This is a genomic window from Vibrio cortegadensis, from assembly GCF_024347395.1.
Taxonomy (GTDB): Bacteria; Pseudomonadota; Gammaproteobacteria; order Enterobacterales; family Vibrionaceae; genus Vibrio; species Vibrio cortegadensis.
Map to the genome: position 1 here is coordinate 793,808 of NZ_AP025473.1, position 16,306 is coordinate 810,113.

Genomic DNA, 16,306 nt, shown 5'->3' on the forward strand with positions numbered 1-16,306 from the left:
TCCCTATCGTTTGTAAGAGATCTCTTACAAGCTCGTAAGTATAAGTCACTATATTACGCCGACGATAGCTTGTGTTGGTTTTAAGATGTTGTTTTATAAGTTATTTGTTGATATTTAAATATGATGCTTGGATAAATATCTGCATTTTATCATTGTCGAAAACTCAAGTTGGCGTAATCTTAATGTTGTCAGCAGGATGCAGACACGGAACAGGAAAGACCCAAGGATAGGTCATCTTCAGGACGAAGATTCGATAATTCAGGAAGAATTATTGGCATGGAAAGCAAAGGACATTAGCTGGAAGCTATGCGACTTGGATGGTTGCACTATGGAAAGTTAATGGACCACCTCTAGGATTGAGGAAAATACCATCAGGATGATGGATAAAGGACACCACTTAAGGATAAGTGAAGAGCGTTAACTAGGATAGTTAACAGGCTGGATAGCCAAGGACACCGCTAGGATGGCGATGAAATGGATTGCGCTGAAGGATTACAGCACACTATCAAGGATTCGATGCATGGAGCACTTTTAGTAGCTGGATTGCTGCGAGTAAGAATAGGAAACCCACTAAGTGAAAGCTTAGTGGGTTTTTCTTTGGGTGGAAGAAAATGTCGAGATACTGTCATAGCCAATAATTTGGCTGTATAAAATCGTCAATAAGTGTATGAAACTAGTGGAATTATACCTAGACAAAAGTGTGATTTAGATCTATATTTGCGCCCAGAATTTAAAGGAATTTCTGCGCAAGGACGATAAATCAACAGATCGAGGTACTAATGCAGCTATCGCTAAAAAACACATCTATCCGGTTTCAAATACTGCTTCCAGTATTATTTACAGCCCTATCACTATTTATTTCCTTATGGGTCACTAAATCCAATTTAGATGCAGAGCAACAGATCATTAGTGAAAATGTTGATTCTATTGTTTTCTACAAGGATGAATTGGCAAAAATCGATGATAGAGTTTATCCCCTTAGAATCAGTGCTGTATATTCGATCTATGATTCATCTCGCCGCCAAAACTTTTTAACTGAGCTAAAAAGTGGCATGCAGGCAATCAATATAGAACTTGATAAAATTGATGACCGACAAACCTTTAGTCGTGAAGTCAGTGTTGTTCGTAAAGCCATTTCAGATTATGTTTCGTACTCAGAGAGAGCGGTAACTTACTTCAACCGCCGTGATCAAGGGTTGTCTTTGAACCAAAGTAATGATGATTTCATTGCTGGTTACCGCAATGTTGGCCAAACTATGGTTGAGTCAATCAATAAACTGTCGCAACAAGTCAATACTGCGGCAGGCCAAGCGATGCGCGAAAGTGAAGAGAACAATGAGCAAGTTGAAATCAACGCGATTTTGATGGTGCTTTCTGTATTCGCGGGTTCTCTTGTTGTTGCTTGGTGGTTATCTGGTTTGATTGTATCGCCGATTCAAAAACTACAAGTTGTTATTCGTGAATTAGCCCAGGGGAACCTGACAGTGTGTGCTGATAGCGATGGTGACAATGAAATTGCTCAATTAAGCCGAGATGTGAATACGACAGCCGCTCAATTACATAGCACAGTTGAGGCTTTGACTCGTATCAGTGAAGACGTTGCTTCTGCATCAACAGAGCTTGCGGCCGTAATGACCCAAGCAGAATCGAATGCAAACCAAGAGCTAAGTGAAATCGAACAAGTGGCTTCGGCGGTTAATGAACTGTCGAGCACGGCTGATAACGTCAGTGATAACGCAACGGCTGCAGATTCAACGGCCCGTCAAGCGGATGAGCTCGCGAAAGCTGGTTTGGATGTATTTGCTCAAAGTGCTGACGCTAGCGAACAAATGGGCACAGCATTAAGTGATGCGGCAGTAGTTGTAGGCAAATTAAAAGAGCAGTCAGAGCAGATCAATGATGTTATCGAAGTGATTCGTGGTGTATCTGAACAGACAAATTTATTAGCACTGAATGCCGCCATTGAAGCCGCTCGTGCTGGAGAATCTGGCCGTGGTTTTGCTGTTGTAGCAGACGAAGTTCGTTTACTTGCGGCACGTACGCAAGATTCTACACAAGAAATCCAAACGATCATCGAAGAGTTACAAAATCAATCAGGTCTAGCAAATGAGAGCATGCTCACGAGCTTAGATATGCTAGAGCGAAATAAAGCGTTAACGGGTCAAGCGAATGATGCATTAGTCGGTATCACAGAGTCTGTGACTGATATTAACGACATGAACACTCAAGTGGCAACAGCAGCAGAAGAGCAGTCGCAAGTGACTCAAGATATTAACCGTAATGTGGTGAACATGTCTGAACTTGTGAATCAGAATGTTGCAGGAATTAGCCAGAGTGCAAGCGCAAGTAATGAGTTATCTCGTCTTGCTGAGCAACAAAAACAACAACTGTCGTTCTTTAAGCTATCGTAACTGATCGCTTCAAAGCAAAGATTCGATAAGTAATTCTAAAGCTCATGTGCCAAGTCGCCATGAGCTTTTTTGTATATGCTATAAACCACTGACGAAAAGAGCAATACAAGGCATAATTACGGCAAACACCTATTGAGAAGATATAGATTATGATTAGGCTTGCAGTAATTGGAACTAACTGGATAACAGAGCAATTTATCCAAGGCGCGTTGCAAACGGGAGAGTTCGAACTTACAGCCGTTTACTCTCGCTCCCTCGTCCAAGCAGAAAACTTTGCCGCCAAATATGATGTGAACCATTGTTTTGATCAATTAGATGAATTCGCCATCTCTGATGCTTTTGATGCGGTATATATTGCAAGTCCGAACTCCTTTCACGGCCCGCAATCGATTCAAATGTTAAAAGGAAAGAAGCACGTAATTTGTGAAAAACCATTAGCCTCTAATTATGCACTCGCGCAAGAGATGTACAGAACAGCAGAAGAGAACAATGTGGTTCTTTTTGAAGCATTCATGACCCCGTTTATACCTAACTTTCAGGTTCTTAAGCAAAACCTCCAACAGATTGGCCCAATCCGCAAAGCGCTCATCAGTTATTGCCAGTATTCATCGCGCTATCCAAAATATCTGAACGGTGACAATCCAAATACGTTTAATCCTGACTTCTCTAATGGTTCAATCATGGACATTGGTTATTACTGCTTAGGTGCTACATTAGAGTTGTTTGGTGAGCCGAGATCGATTCAAGCCACTGCACACTTACTGGATTCAGGCGTGGATGGAAATGGAAGTGTAATTCTTGGTTATGATGGGTTCGATGCAACCATACTCCATTCAAAAACCAGTGACTCGTTTCTTCCAAGTGAGATCCAAGGTGAGCAAGCTTGCTTACACGTTAATATGATCTCAATTTGCAATGATGTAATCAAGATTGAGCGCGGTGGTTTGAAAACGGATTTAAGCGTAGAGCAACAAGAAAATCGCATGTTCTATGAAGTAAATATCTTTGCTGAGCAGGTCAGGGCCAATACTGTAAATACTCAAGCGAGAGATCGTTCTTTACTTGTGGCAAAAGTACTGACTGAAATTAGATCTCAAACGGGCGTTGTGTTTCCTGCTGACAAATAGAGTCGATGCATTGAAGTAATTTGTTTGATTTAAGTGGGTATTTAAAAATAAATAGATGCAATAAATCTTAATATTGAGAATATTTATAAATTTATGGCTTATATTGATAGTAATCATTATTGGTGATTTTTTTACATGTTATATGTACAAAATCATCAATAAAGGATTATTTAGTAGGAATAAGTCACATATGAGAAATGACTTCAATAAAGAATATGCAAAAGATGCAAATTTAATATCTACTACCGATCCTTCAAGTTTAATTACTTATGCTAACCATGATTTTTGTCACGTAGCTGAGTATGAAATGGATGAGTTGATCGGTAAGCCTCACAATGTAGTGCGCCATAGTGATATGCCCAAGCAAGCCTTTGCACAAATGTGGCAATACTTGAAAGCAGGAAAGAGCTGGATGGGATTGGTAAAAAATCAATGCCAAGGTGATAAGCATTATTGGGTATCCGCTTTTGTTACTCCGATTAAAGGTGAAGATGGCGAAACGGTTGAGTATCAATCAGTAAGATCGAGACCAACAGAAGCTCAAACTGAACGTGCCGGTCAACTTTATGCCAATATGAACAAAGGGAAGATGAATATTGGCAAGCGCATTTCTTATCATTTTATTCAGTATGTTTTCTTTGCTGCATTTTTGGCGTTATTTGTTGGGTTAATTGCTTCGCAACAACAAATACTATTCGGTGCTATTGGACTTGTATTAACGTGTGCTCTTGGGGGCGTTACAGCGCTTCAGAACAAGCGTTTTAAAGTGCTTAGAAAAATAGCTCAAGACTCATATTCCAATCCGTTAATGGAAAAACCTTACACTGGTTGCTTTGATGATTACTCTGAAATCGAGCTTGCTTTATTGATGAAAAAATCTGAGTTGCGAGCGGTTTCGGGGCGTGCGACAGACACTGCTGGAAAGATTTTGATCTCTGCTGAAGATGAATTTGGAACGATTCAGTCAATGGGGCAAAGTTTAAATCAGCAATGCCAAGAAACGGAGCAGGTAGCCACCGCTGTTGAAGAGTTAACGCATTCAATCCATGAAGTGGCAAGTAGCGCAGCTGCTGCTTCAAGGCTTACTGAAGAAGCCAATGAAGAGTCAGCCAAAGGTTTAGAGTGTATATCCGCGACGATTAATTCGGTGAATGAACTTGCAAGCGAGTTGGATAATTCAAGAAAGGTCATACATCAACTTTCATTAAATAGTCAGAAAATAGAAAGTATTCTTGAAGTGATCAGCAGTATTTCGGATCAAACGAATTTACTGGCTTTGAATGCTGCAATTGAAGCGGCCAGAGCAGGTGAAGCAGGGCGTGGATTTGCCGTTGTTGCTGATGAAGTTCGAAATCTAGCATCGAAAACGGGCGATTCAACCAATGAGATTCAAGAGATGATTACTCAGCTTCAACAGACTGCAACGGAGGCAGTAAGCGCAATGGAGCGTGGTGAAGTGTTGTCTGAACAATGTAAAATGCGTGCAGATGATACAGGCGAAGTGTTGAATCAAATATCCGAGAAGTTATTCAAGGTATCTGACAGTAGCCATCAAATTGCTGCTGCGGTTGAAGAGCAAGCTACGGTGACTAATGAGATTAATCACAATGTGGCGAATATTAAAGAACTGGCCGATGAAACATCTGCAACATCTGAGAGTTCCATTGCTCGTACAAGCCGCTTAGTGGACGACATAGAAGCACTGCAACGCTTGATTAAACAATTCCAATCATGATTCTTATCAAGGAATAAAAAAAGGAGCGAATTCGCTCCTTTTTCGTTTACTTTTTTAAGTCTAATCACTTACCGCTGCTTTCTCTATTCTGGTTATGATCTTTTGATACATCAACCAAGCGGTTATGCCTGCAAGAATATTCCCCACTAATGCACCTACAAATAGCCCTTGTATATCAGCCACGAGAGCCCCTAACCATAAACAAGGTAAGAAGAAGGCGAATAAGCGTAGTGCTGAAATCGTAAGGGCAGTGTATGACTTCGCAAGGGCATTAGAGACCGACACCATCAACATGCATATCCCCAATGGACCTAAACTGAGGGGAACAATCATCAGGTGAGAATTTAGGATTGCTTCAACACTTGCATCGCTGGTCATTAGCCCGGCAAGTTGGCTTGAGATGAAAAAGGTGATCAGCGCAATAACAAATTGAAATCCAATAACAAAGCGACAAGCAATACTGACAAGCTGACGAATTTCGGCAATTTTATTGGCTCCAAGTAAACGCCCGATCATCGGAGGCATTGACATGGTTAACGCTAATACAGAGACGATCGCAAAAAATTCATATCGAGATCCAAGCGCCCAAGCAGCAACGGCGGCGGTGCCGTAACTCGCAAGGAGCTTTGTGGCGAGCATTGAAGAGAGAGGCGGTAACAATTGGCTTGTCATTGCTGGCCCCATAATATTCGTAATCGAGCGAATGCTAGAAGCAATGTTGAGATCACTCCAATCAAAACTCACCCAATGTTTTCGAGTGACTTGAGGGGCAACGATCAATAGACCAATACCAAAAGCAGCCACAGTTGCCAAAGCTGCACCATTGATACCAAGGTCGAAGGTAAAAATGAAAAGGGGATCAAGCGCCAGGTTGATTGCACTGGTAACCATCATCATGGTCCCAGGGAGCATTGTGTTTCCGTTCGCTCTGCAAATACTATAAAAGAAGTATAGGAAAGCCCCGACCCACGCACTGGCTAACCATACCGGCCAGTAGCTATCAATGATTGGGTAAACGGAATCTGGTGCGCTGAGCAAGCTCAAAAGAGGCTCTCTAATCAACCACAATATCCCAGAGATCAGCGCAACACCGACTCCGCCAATCATTAGGATCAAACCACCAAGTTGCTTAGCATAACGAGTTTGCTGCGCCCCAATTGCTCTGGAAATGACCGCTGTCGTGGCAATCCCTAAGCCTACTTGAATCCCGATAATAACCATTTGCACTGGGAGTGTGAAACCTTGAGCAGCAAGAGGCAAAACCCCGAGTTGCCCAATGAATGCACTATCCACGAGCTGAAAACTCATTAAAGATAGAACCCCAAACATCATTGGCCAAGTCATTTTAAATAGTTGATATGCAAGGGATGAATCTGATTTATTCGTTGCGATGGAACTCATAATACTCTTATATTTTTGGTTGAATCTAAAATTAGATAGAAGATGCTTGTAACGATATCTTGAATGAAAATTGGATGACTCGGTATCAGCGGGTTTTAAAAGTAATTCGAAATTAACGTTTAAAACCCGTTTATTAGCGTTTATCTATTTGTGCGTTAATAGCGTTAGTCTTCAGAAAGGTCGTCGGCGTAACCTTTTGGTGGTGGCGTCCAACCTCGCTCATTGCGTGTATGTTTGTCTGAGCGATCTTTGGTCATCGCATGTTTGATATTGTCTTCAAGCTCCATAAATAATTTACGGTAGTTGTTATCAAAGCGATCACCTTCAGAATCATCCGCCCACGCTTGATATAAAATATCGGACTGTTTTTCTTCCGTATTTTTATAGGTCGATTTTTGTTGCTCTACAAAGAAGGGATGATGGCCGAGTGAGCGCAATGCTTCTGCACCAATTTCGAGTGCTGAGTGATAGGTTTCAGATTCAATATAATCCGCTCCCGCTTGGCGTAATAAGTAACCATGACCACGGTCAAATGCACGTGCCAATATTTTTACTTTTGGATAGGTGTGCTTAACGTATTTCACCAACTCAAGGTTGCTCTCTTGATTATCAATGGCAACCACAATCATTGCAGCCTCTTCAATGCCAGCAGTATGCAGTAGATCGGGACGAGTCGCATCACCAAAATACGCTTTGGTTTTAATTTGGCGCATGAGATCAACTTGATCCGCTTGGTGATCAAGAACAACCGTTTTCACTCCATTTGAAACTAACATTCGATTGATTATTTGACCAAATCGACCAATGCCAGCGATGATCACAGTGCCTTTCTCTTCAATACTATCGGCTTCTCGTTGATTCGATTTCTGTTGGAAACGCGGCAGAATAGCCTTATCGAAAAGAATAAATAACCCTGGAGTTAAAAACATCGACAGCGCGACTACAAGAGACAGCGTCTGAGCAATATCCACAGGTAGGACATGATTTTGCACTGTGAAACTCAACAGAACGAAGCCAAATTCCCCGGCTTGAGCAAGGCTGAGGGTGAACAACCAGCGGTCACTGTTTTTGATTCGAAAAGTGAAAGCAAGCAGGTAGAGAACCAAGGCTTTCAATGCCATCACACCGACAGTGAGGCCGATGATGAGTCCAAACTCATCGAGTAGGATCCTAAAGTCAATGCCAGCGCCAACCGTAATAAAGAACAAGCCTAAAAGCAGTCCTTTAAATGGGTCAATATTGGATTCTAATTCATGTCTAAACTCACTGTTTGCCAGCACAACGCCCGCCAGGAAAGTACCTAAAGCAGGGGATAGCCCAACCAAGCTCATTAAAGCCGCGATGCCAATGACCAACATTAATGCCGTGGCAGTAAAAATCTCTCGTAGCCCTGAGCTCGCAACAAAGCGGAAAAGTGGACGACTTAAAAAGTGTCCGCCAACAACGACGCTAGCAATAGAAACCGTAATCACAAGTCCGTATGCCCACCCTGGGAGCCCTGCAACAAGGCTTAGTTCTTCGTGATGCTCAGCAGCATTGGCGGCGACGCTTTGAGCTTGTTCGATTAATTCTGGCAGAGCGAGTAATGGTATGAAAGCCAACATTGGAATGACGGCAATATCTTGGAAAAGCAGTACAGAGAACGCATTTTGACCGCCTTCCGTTTTACTTAATCCTTTCTCATTAAAGGTTTGTAATACAATCGCAGTAGATGAGAGAGCGAAAACTAAACCTATGGTGAGTGCGATAGTCCAAGGTTGACCAAAGTAGAGTGCAATCCCCATCACGACAACGGTGGTACCGCCAACTTGAAGCCCACCCAATCCCATTAAGCGGTTGCGCATCGCCCATAGCATTTTTGGTTCAAGCTCTAAGCCCACCAAAAATAGCATCATGACCACTCCAAATTCCGCAAAATGTTGAATGGTGGTTGTCTCTTCACCCACTAAGCCAATAATAGGGCCGATAACGACACCAGCAATGAGATAGCCTAATACAGAGCCTAGCCCTAAACGCTTAGCAATAGGAACGGCAATGACCGCAGCAACTAAGTAAATGAACGCTTGTAGAAAATAGCCTGTCATCGGTTAGTCCTTATGAATGATGTCGTTAAGGTGATGATTTAATTTTTCGACTTGGCTTGCTTTTTCCATATCAACTTTGTCGTTAACTAAAGCGGTGAGCAACTGAGTCCACTGATTAATATGTTGATCAAGTCGACTCTCTTCTGCTGCGGTACGCGCCCCGAATAGCGCTAAGGGAGCCAAATAAGTCATACGGGTCATCGCGCTCATTTGCTCAATTGGGTAAAGCAATTCACGAATCGTAAAATGGTTGTAGCCGTCGGTTTGATAAGCATCGGCTTTACCACCTGCGGTCAGGGAGCAGAATAGGGCTTTTCCTTTCAATGCTTTTCCCTCGGCTCCATAAGCAAAGCCATACTCTAATACTAAGTCTTGCCACTCTTTTAAAATAGCAGGAGTTGAATACCAATAGAGTGGGAATTGAAAAATGATCACATCATGTTCAAGTAAGCGACGCTGTTCTTTATCAATATTGATATTGAAAGTCGGGTATTCATGATAGAGATCGACGGTGGTGACCCCTTCAATATTTTTGGCGGCATTGAATATTGGAGTGTTGACCTCAGAACGGTGTTGGGAAGGGTGTGCGAATAGAATCAATACTTTTTTGTTTGTCATAATTACTTGTCATTCCCGTCAGGTTTCTTTACTCATTAGTAAGCAATGAGTCGTGTCTAACTCTAGAAAGTATGAACAGTGTAAATTATATGATTTTTAATATATACCGCTAAGGGGCATGATTCGAAATTAAGAACAGGGACATCACCAAATCTAGAGTTCTATTTATTTGAATAACCAAGATTTTTTAGCTTTCGATAAAGTGTATTACGGCTAATGCCCAGCATTCGAGATGTTTTACTAATATTGCCTTGATTTGCTTGAAAGGTTTGTACGAGTTTTTCTTCAACTGTCGTTTTTAGATCGTCTGTTTTTATTTCTGATGAGGGTTGGTGTGGCGCTGATGCCGTCATTAATAGTTGCTTTAGGTGACTCGGAAGGTCATCTAAAACGAGAGTGTTACCTTCAGAAAGGAGAGCAGACACTTTAATCAGGTTATCGAGTTCCCTGATATTTCCGGGCCATGAGTGGTTCTGCAAAAGTTGCATCAAATGAGGACAAATGGTTTGCTCTGCGGAGCTGTACTTGGCATGGATTTTATCAATCAGTCCAGATTTATCTTGTCGTTCGTGAAGTGCTGGAAGAGTGAACATCAGCCCATTGAGTCGATAAAAGAGATCTTGTCGAAATTCTCCTGTAGACACCAGTTTTTCAAGGTTTTTATGAGTTGCTGCAATAATTTGAATGTCTACTTTTGTTGAGTGGTTTGAGCCAATGGGAACCACCTCTTTTTCTTGTAATACATGTAATAAGCGGCACTGTGCTTCTAATGGCATGTCAGCAATTTCATCGAGAAATAGAATACCTTTATCGGCTTGGCGGATTTTTCCCTGATAACCTTTTGGGCTAGCTCCAGTGAAAGCTCCCGGGGCATACCCAAATAATTCAGATTCAATGAGTTCCTTTGGAAGTGCGCCGCAGTTGACCGTGATGAGTGGAGACCGTTTTCTATCACTTTGCTGGTGGAGATGTTTTACAAATTCACCTTTACCCACACCTGTTTCCCCTAGGATGAGCAAACTAATATTTTTATTGATGACTTTATTCGCTTGCTGCCACGCGTGTTCAATATTGTCATCACCATCATGAAGTGGGCAAGAAGGGGAGTAAGTGGCCAATTTGACGCTTTTGGGGGCGGATTTAAGCGAATGAACCGCATACACCAGATCAGATTTCTCTTGCAGATGTGTGAGTGGTTGATTCTCTTGATAGGTTTGAACAACAGAATCTAAAGGCTGTCCTAAGATCACGTGATTGTTGAGTAGCTGAGATGCAACGCTATTATGTGCGACAATTTTTCCATCTTCATTAGCAATCACAATCCCTTGCCATCCACTGGTTAGTAACGATTGGTCAAGAGCAAGATCCATGCGTACTGAGCCGTTCGGCACTTTGCACAACAAGTTATTTTCGACGAGCTGAACCATATTTTGAACTAACAGTTGAGTGGATGCATTATGGATTTGCTGTTCACTTGTGATGTCTAAAATGCCTAGCATGTTCCCCTGGAAATCGAAAACAGGACTGGCTGAACAGCTAATAAAGCGGTGCTGATGAATGAAATGTTGATCGCCAATAATAGAGACGGGTTTTGCTTCGACAATTGCCGTTCCAATCGCATTGGTCCCTTTGAGATTTTCACGCCAACAGACGCCTGTCTCCAGTGCAATTGAGGTTAGTTTCTCTTTAAAGCGCTCTTGCCCCCACGATCCAATAATCACGCCCTCAATATCAGTGAGGATCAAACGGCTGTCTGTTCGAGCAAACATTTGATTAAACAGCGGTAAAGCATGCTCTTTAACGGCGCTAATCAGTGCCGATACGATCTCTCTACGTTCGGAAACTTGAGATTTCGCGAGTCGAATATCTTCTGGTAGACGGCGCTGTTTTAATCCCGCTTCAGAACTCCTATTCCAAGAGGAGGTTAGCCAATCTATCTGCTGAGTTGAATTTAGGTCCATGACTGTTCCAAGTTGAGACAGTGAGGGTGTGCCATTTTGGGACACTTGAACAGTGAGCTGCGCTTTAGAACTGGTGTTCAACCATTATAACTGTCGTTTGTTATCGTTTGGTAATCATAGCTTTACAATTCATTAACAACAAGAGGCGCAAACTTGGTCTGTGAATTGCGTTATAGAAAATGAACAAGCGCAAAATTGAAGTGCGTTTAAAACACTAAATCGAAAGATAAATTAATTAAACAGACACATTGTGGATACATAAAAAAGAGGGATCTCACTATGATTTATGCTCAACCTGGAACTGAAAATGCTGTTGTTGGCTTTAAGTCTCATTATGACAACTACATTGGCGGTGAGTGGGTCAAACCTGTTGGCGGCGAGTATTTTGGCAATAAGTCGCCCGTTAATGGCGAAGTTTATTGTCAAGTGGCGCGTTCAGGAGAAGCGGATATTAATTTGGCACTGGATGCCGCACATGCGGTTAGGGTTTCTTGGGGAGCAACGAGTGTTACTGAACGTTCAAATATTTTACTGAAAATCGCTGACCGCGTTGAGCAACACCTTGAAGAGTTAGCGGTGGCCGAAACTTGGGAAAATGGCAAACCTGTGCGTGAAACGCTTGCGGCAGATTTACCTTTGGTGGTTGATCACTTCCGCTATTTTGCAGGATGCATTCGAGCACAAGAAGGTTCTGCGGCTGAATTAGATTCAAACACCGCGACTTATCATTTCCCTGAACCTGTCGGCGTGGTTGGGCAGATCATTCCATGGAATTTCCCAATGCTGATGGCGGCTTGGAAATTAGCTCCGGCTCTTGCGGCAGGCTGTTGTGTGGTTTTAAAACCAGCAGAACAAACACCGACCTCCATTCTTGTTCTGATGGAAAAAATAGGTGATCTTCTTCCTGCAGGTGTGGTGAATATCGTGAATGGTTACGGTGCCGAAGTGGGTCAGGCTCTTGCAACCAGTAACCGTGTTGCCAAGCTTGCATTTACAGGCTCAACCGATGTTGGGCACCATATTTTGAAATGTGCAGCAGAGAGTTTGATTCCATCCACTGTTGAGTTAGGAGGCAAATCGCCAAATATCTACTTCCCAGATATTTTTGATCACGAAGATGCCTATCTAGATAAATGTATCGAAGGGATGCTACTCGCCTTTTTCAATCAAGGGGAGGTATGTACGTGTCCATCTCGTGTGCTGATCCATGAATCTGTTTATGACAAATTCATTGCCAAAGTGGTGGCGAGAGCTCAAACGATCAAGCAAGGAAACCCACTGGACACTGACTGTCAGGTTGGAGCACAAGCATCACAAGAGCAGTTTGATAAGATCTTGAGCTACCTAGAAATTGGTAAGCAAGAAGGTGCGGAAGTCTTGATAGGCGGTGAGATCGCCCAGCAAGAAGAAGGACTAAACAAAGGTTACTATATCCAGCCGACTATGCTTGCAGGCCACAATAAAATGCGAGTTTTCCAAGAAGAGATATTTGGGCCAGTGATTGCAATTACGACCTTCAAAGATGAAGCGGAAGCGTTGGAAATAGCTAATGATACCGAATATGGCCTTGGTGCGGGTGTATGGACTCGTGACGCGAACTTAGCTTATCGAATGGGAAGGAACATAGAAGCTGGTCGTATTTGGGTAAATTGCTATCATGCCTATCCAGCACATGCAGCATTTGGTGGTTACAAAAAGTCAGGTATTGGACGTGAAACTCATAAAATGATGCTAGATCACTATCAAAATACCAAGAACTTGTTGATTAGCTATGATGTTAATCCACTGGGTTTCTTCTAGAGTGAACGATTTGCTCCTTATACTCATGTTTAGATAGTCATTTATTGTTCGATTCAATAAGCCCTCATTATCGGTTAATGGTGATGAGGGCTTTGTTGTTTGGAACGATGAATAATGGCATTGGCTAACCTCTGTTTTTGAAAGACGTTTTATGTTTGATTCCATCTGATCATGGTAATCTGCTGCTGTTGAATTGAATAAATAAGGACAGAGAAATGGCGAAGGATTTACGTGCTCAGTGCAATGTGGTGGTTTCAGGGAATGAGGAGCTTTCGCCTGCATTACTATTTCAGAAAATGGCTCAGTGGTGTGAAGCGAATAATGTTGAACATGACATTTATGGGGAAGGGGAATTAATACAAGGTTTTGAACAAAAAGTCGCGGATTTACTTGGTTTTGAATCTGCGGTTTTTGTTGTGACAGGCACAATGACTCAACCAACCGCTCTTCAACTTGTTTGCCAAGAGAAGAACAATAATTTAGTCGCGATGCACCCTTCAAGCCATATCTATTGCCATGAACGCCAAGGTTATCAACTTCAAAATCGGTTTAATATTCTTCCCATTGGCGATCCATTTAGAACATGGGGAGTGAGTGATCTTACTCATTGGCCTGATGATATCGCAGCGGTTTTATACGAGTTGCCGATGCGTGAAATTGGTGGTCAGTTACCTAAGTGGGATGAGTTACAAGCCGTCAAAGATCACTGTTTGCAGCAAGGGATCCATTTACACATGGATGGCGCTCGTTTGTGGGAGTGTGCGGCGTACTACCAGAAGAGCTACCAAGAAATTGCTCAAGGCTTTAATACCGCTTATGTCTCGTTGTATAAGGGCATTAATGGTTTGGGGGGCTCGCTGTTATTAGGAGATAAAGCGTTTATTGAAAAAGCGTCGATGTGGATGAAAAGACAAGGGGGAAATGTTTATCATCGCAGTCCCTATATTGCCTCTGCGGCGATGCAGTTTGACGAAAGACTTACACAGATGCCTGCTCTATATGAACGCACGCAACAGATCTATCAGTTATTCTCTGAATATCCTTTATTCACTTTAAACCCATCACAACCGCAGGCAAATATGCTGCATTTCTATCTGCCCGTTAGCTATGAGAATGCTCTGGTTCTGCGTAACCGACTCGCTGAAGAGAAAGGTATTTGGCTCGGTTACCCGCAAATTACGGCCTTGCCAGATCAGTCAATGATAGAGTGGTATGTGGGGGATCGCCTATTAGCAATGTCTGATAGAGAGTTGAAAAGTATTTTAGATTGGCTAGTACATGAAATGGCGTAAGTAACGCATGGCTGAAATAAGTGGGGGGAGTGACTGTCTCTCCCCCTTTCCATTTTAAAAGTCAGCTTCAGCTTGAAATTGCATAATTTCTTTTGTGATCGGGTGTTCAAGCTCTAGAGTTTCAGCATGCAGATGAAGACGATCTGCTTTTAAGCCATACAAATCGTCCCCAACAATCGGCATGTTTAAACCTAAATGATGGGCACAATGGACGCGAAGTTGATGGGTTCTACCTGTTTTTGGATACAAATGAACTTTGGTTTTTCCAGATTGACGTCCCACCACTTGCCACTTGGTCTCGGCGGGTTTTCCATGTTCAAAACATACTAACTGCCTTGGTCGGTCGTAGAGATCACCGCGCATTGGTAGTGTAATCACGCCTTCATCTTGCTCTAATTCACCATCAATAAGTGCGATATAGCGTTTTTTTACACTACGGCTGATAAACTGTTTTTGTAAGCTTTTGTTTGCTCGTTTTGAAAGAACAATCACCATTAATCCAGATGTCGACATGTCTAAACGGTGCACAATGAGCGGCCCTGTTGCATCGGGAAATTGTTGTTTCATGCGTAGATAAACAGAATCTTCGATGGTTTTCCCTGGAACAGAAAGGAATTCGGCGGGCTTGTTTACAACTGCGATGTCGTCATCTTGATAAATAATCTCGACAGTTTTTCCTTCGGCAGGGTTATTCAGTAGTGGATTATCATCAATCTCCATTCCCTCAAGCATGTGACCTAATATGGGGTGGCATTTCCCCATACATGCTGCGTAGAATTTTTTATGTTGACGTATTTCCGATTTAGGTGCGCTGCCCCACCAAAATTCAGCCATTGCGATAGGCTTCATCTTATGTTTAAAAGCAAATTGCAGCAGTTTTGGTGCCGCACATTCGCCAGCACCTGCGGGTGGAACGTGGTTTGGCATCTGCTTGAAAATCGCCCCTAAGCTTTTTTCTTCGCCATCGATCTTTAAGAATCGATATTGATCGAACAGCTTGTTTTGTAAAGCATTGGAAAGTTGCTTACGGGTCTGTTTTAGATCCACGATCGGATCCGTGACGCTCAGTAATTGCTGCTGCGCGAGATCAATTCTCTCTTGCCAGTGTGATTTAAGGGCTTTGAGCTGATTTTTTTCTGCGACACTCTCTCTGCTCAGTTGAATACTGAGAGCGGTAAAGTCGTCATCGGTTAAATTCGTTTCACCTTGAGCTCGTCGCTCCTTTCTCGATTTTCTACCCTCAATCATCAAGTTGCGATGAGCTTCAATTTCCGCTAATGAATTGGCTGTTTCTGATGCAAGGTGTCGTTCGTATTCATCAATTTTGGGATCTGCTTGTAACTCTTTCAATCTGTTGCTTACTTGGGTTACTTCATCCAGTTCGTTTCTGAAAAAGCCATCTTCAGCGAGCATATCAAACACAGGTGGCACAAAATGAGGCAGTAAGTTGCGGTCTGCAATTTTTCCAGAAAAAGCAGAAAGGAAACCGATCTCGCCTTGTGAGTTTTCGACGACCAAAACACCGAACATTTTTCCTATTGCGGGTGCTGCTGGATCTTGCGCATCCTCGGCTACACCGAAATTATGGTGCCATTCTGTTTGAGAGAGCAAATGCTGTTGGAGTTGTTCAGCTGCCAGAATGCACAAGGGATGTGGTTGATAGTAAAATGGAAACGTAAAACGCTCAGGAAAAGTATAGGTTTCAATGGATTGATTGAAAGGGGTAAAGCAGTCTGTTGAGCTGTGCATGGTTTTCTATCTTTTTGAGCGAGTAGTGATAATTGGCAATGGTGAAACAAGGCACCTGCAATGTGAGGCGCCAAGTTTAACTCTTCACTTTAGATAGGTCACGATATTGTTAGGTCACTATATTGCCA

9 protein-coding genes and 2 pseudogenes are annotated in these 16,306 nt (G+C 42.6%); 5 read left to right on the forward strand and 6 right to left on the reverse strand.

Annotation, left to right across the window (positions count from 1 at the left end):
• The first annotated feature begins 779 nt into the window (after positions 1–779).
• The 3 genes from OCV39_RS17860 to OCV39_RS17870 all read left to right on the forward strand — a co-directional run bounded on the left by OCV39_RS17860 (position 780) and on the right by OCV39_RS17870 (position 5,273).
• A complete protein-coding gene (locus OCV39_RS17860) occupies positions 780–2,411 on the forward strand; it encodes a methyl-accepting chemotaxis protein (RefSeq protein ID WP_113799838.1) in 1,632 nt (543 codons plus the stop codon).
• Between the two features lie 149 nt (positions 2,412–2,560).
• A complete protein-coding gene (locus tag OCV39_RS17865; RefSeq protein ID WP_261889576.1) occupies positions 2,561–3,538 on the forward strand; it encodes a Gfo/Idh/MocA family protein in 978 nt (325 codons plus the stop codon).
• A gap of 190 nt (positions 3,539–3,728) precedes the next feature.
• Positions 3,729–5,273, forward strand: a complete 1,545-nt coding sequence (locus OCV39_RS17870; protein WP_261889577.1) for a methyl-accepting chemotaxis protein — start codon at positions 3,729–3,731, stop codon at positions 5,271–5,273.
• Positions 5,274–5,333: 60 nt separating this feature from the next.
• Here the strand turns inward: OCV39_RS17870 and OCV39_RS17875 are convergent, their stop codons facing one another.
• From OCV39_RS17875 to OCV39_RS17890, 5 genes and pseudogenes are all read right to left on the reverse strand, one after another.
• A complete protein-coding gene (locus tag OCV39_RS17875) occupies positions 5,334–6,674 on the reverse strand; it encodes an MATE family efflux transporter (RefSeq protein WP_261889578.1) in 1,341 nt (446 codons plus the stop codon).
• A gap of 164 nt (positions 6,675–6,838) precedes the next feature.
• Positions 6,839–8,758, reverse strand: coding sequence for a monovalent cation:proton antiporter-2 (CPA2) family protein (locus tag OCV39_RS17880; protein ID WP_261889579.1), 1,920 nt, complete (start codon positions 8,756–8,758; stop codon positions 6,839–6,841).
• 3 nt (positions 8,759–8,761) lie between these two features.
• Positions 8,762–9,376: an NAD(P)H-dependent oxidoreductase gene (locus OCV39_RS17885; protein ID WP_136995956.1), complete on the reverse strand. Its 615-nt coding sequence runs from the start codon at positions 9,374–9,376 to the stop codon at positions 8,762–8,764.
• A gap of 161 nt (positions 9,377–9,537) precedes the next feature.
• Positions 9,538–9,684 (reverse strand): annotated as a pseudogene (locus tag OCV39_RS21220) (helix-turn-helix domain-containing protein); the annotation flags it as partial.
• A 45-nt stretch (positions 9,685–9,729) separates the two neighbouring features.
• Positions 9,730–11,337 (reverse strand): annotated as a pseudogene (locus tag OCV39_RS17890) (sigma-54-dependent Fis family transcriptional regulator); the annotation flags it as partial.
• 279 nt (positions 11,338–11,616) lie between these two features.
• Here OCV39_RS17890 and exaC point away from each other — a divergent pair.
• On the forward strand, positions 11,617–13,137 hold the full coding sequence (gene exaC, locus OCV39_RS17895; RefSeq protein WP_261889581.1) for an acetaldehyde dehydrogenase ExaC: 1,521 nt from the start codon (positions 11,617–11,619) through the stop codon (positions 13,135–13,137).
• Between the two features lie 215 nt (positions 13,138–13,352).
• Positions 13,353–14,429 (forward strand): threonine aldolase family protein, encoded by a 1,077-nt coding sequence (locus tag OCV39_RS17900; RefSeq protein WP_017054614.1) that lies wholly within the window; start codon positions 13,353–13,355, stop codon positions 14,427–14,429.
• A gap of 54 nt (positions 14,430–14,483) precedes the next feature.
• Here the strand turns inward: OCV39_RS17900 and OCV39_RS17905 are convergent, their stop codons facing one another.
• Positions 14,484–16,178, reverse strand: a complete 1,695-nt coding sequence (locus OCV39_RS17905; RefSeq protein WP_261889582.1) for an RluA family pseudouridine synthase — start codon at positions 16,176–16,178, stop codon at positions 14,484–14,486.
• Between the last annotated feature and the right edge of the window lie 128 nt (positions 16,179–16,306).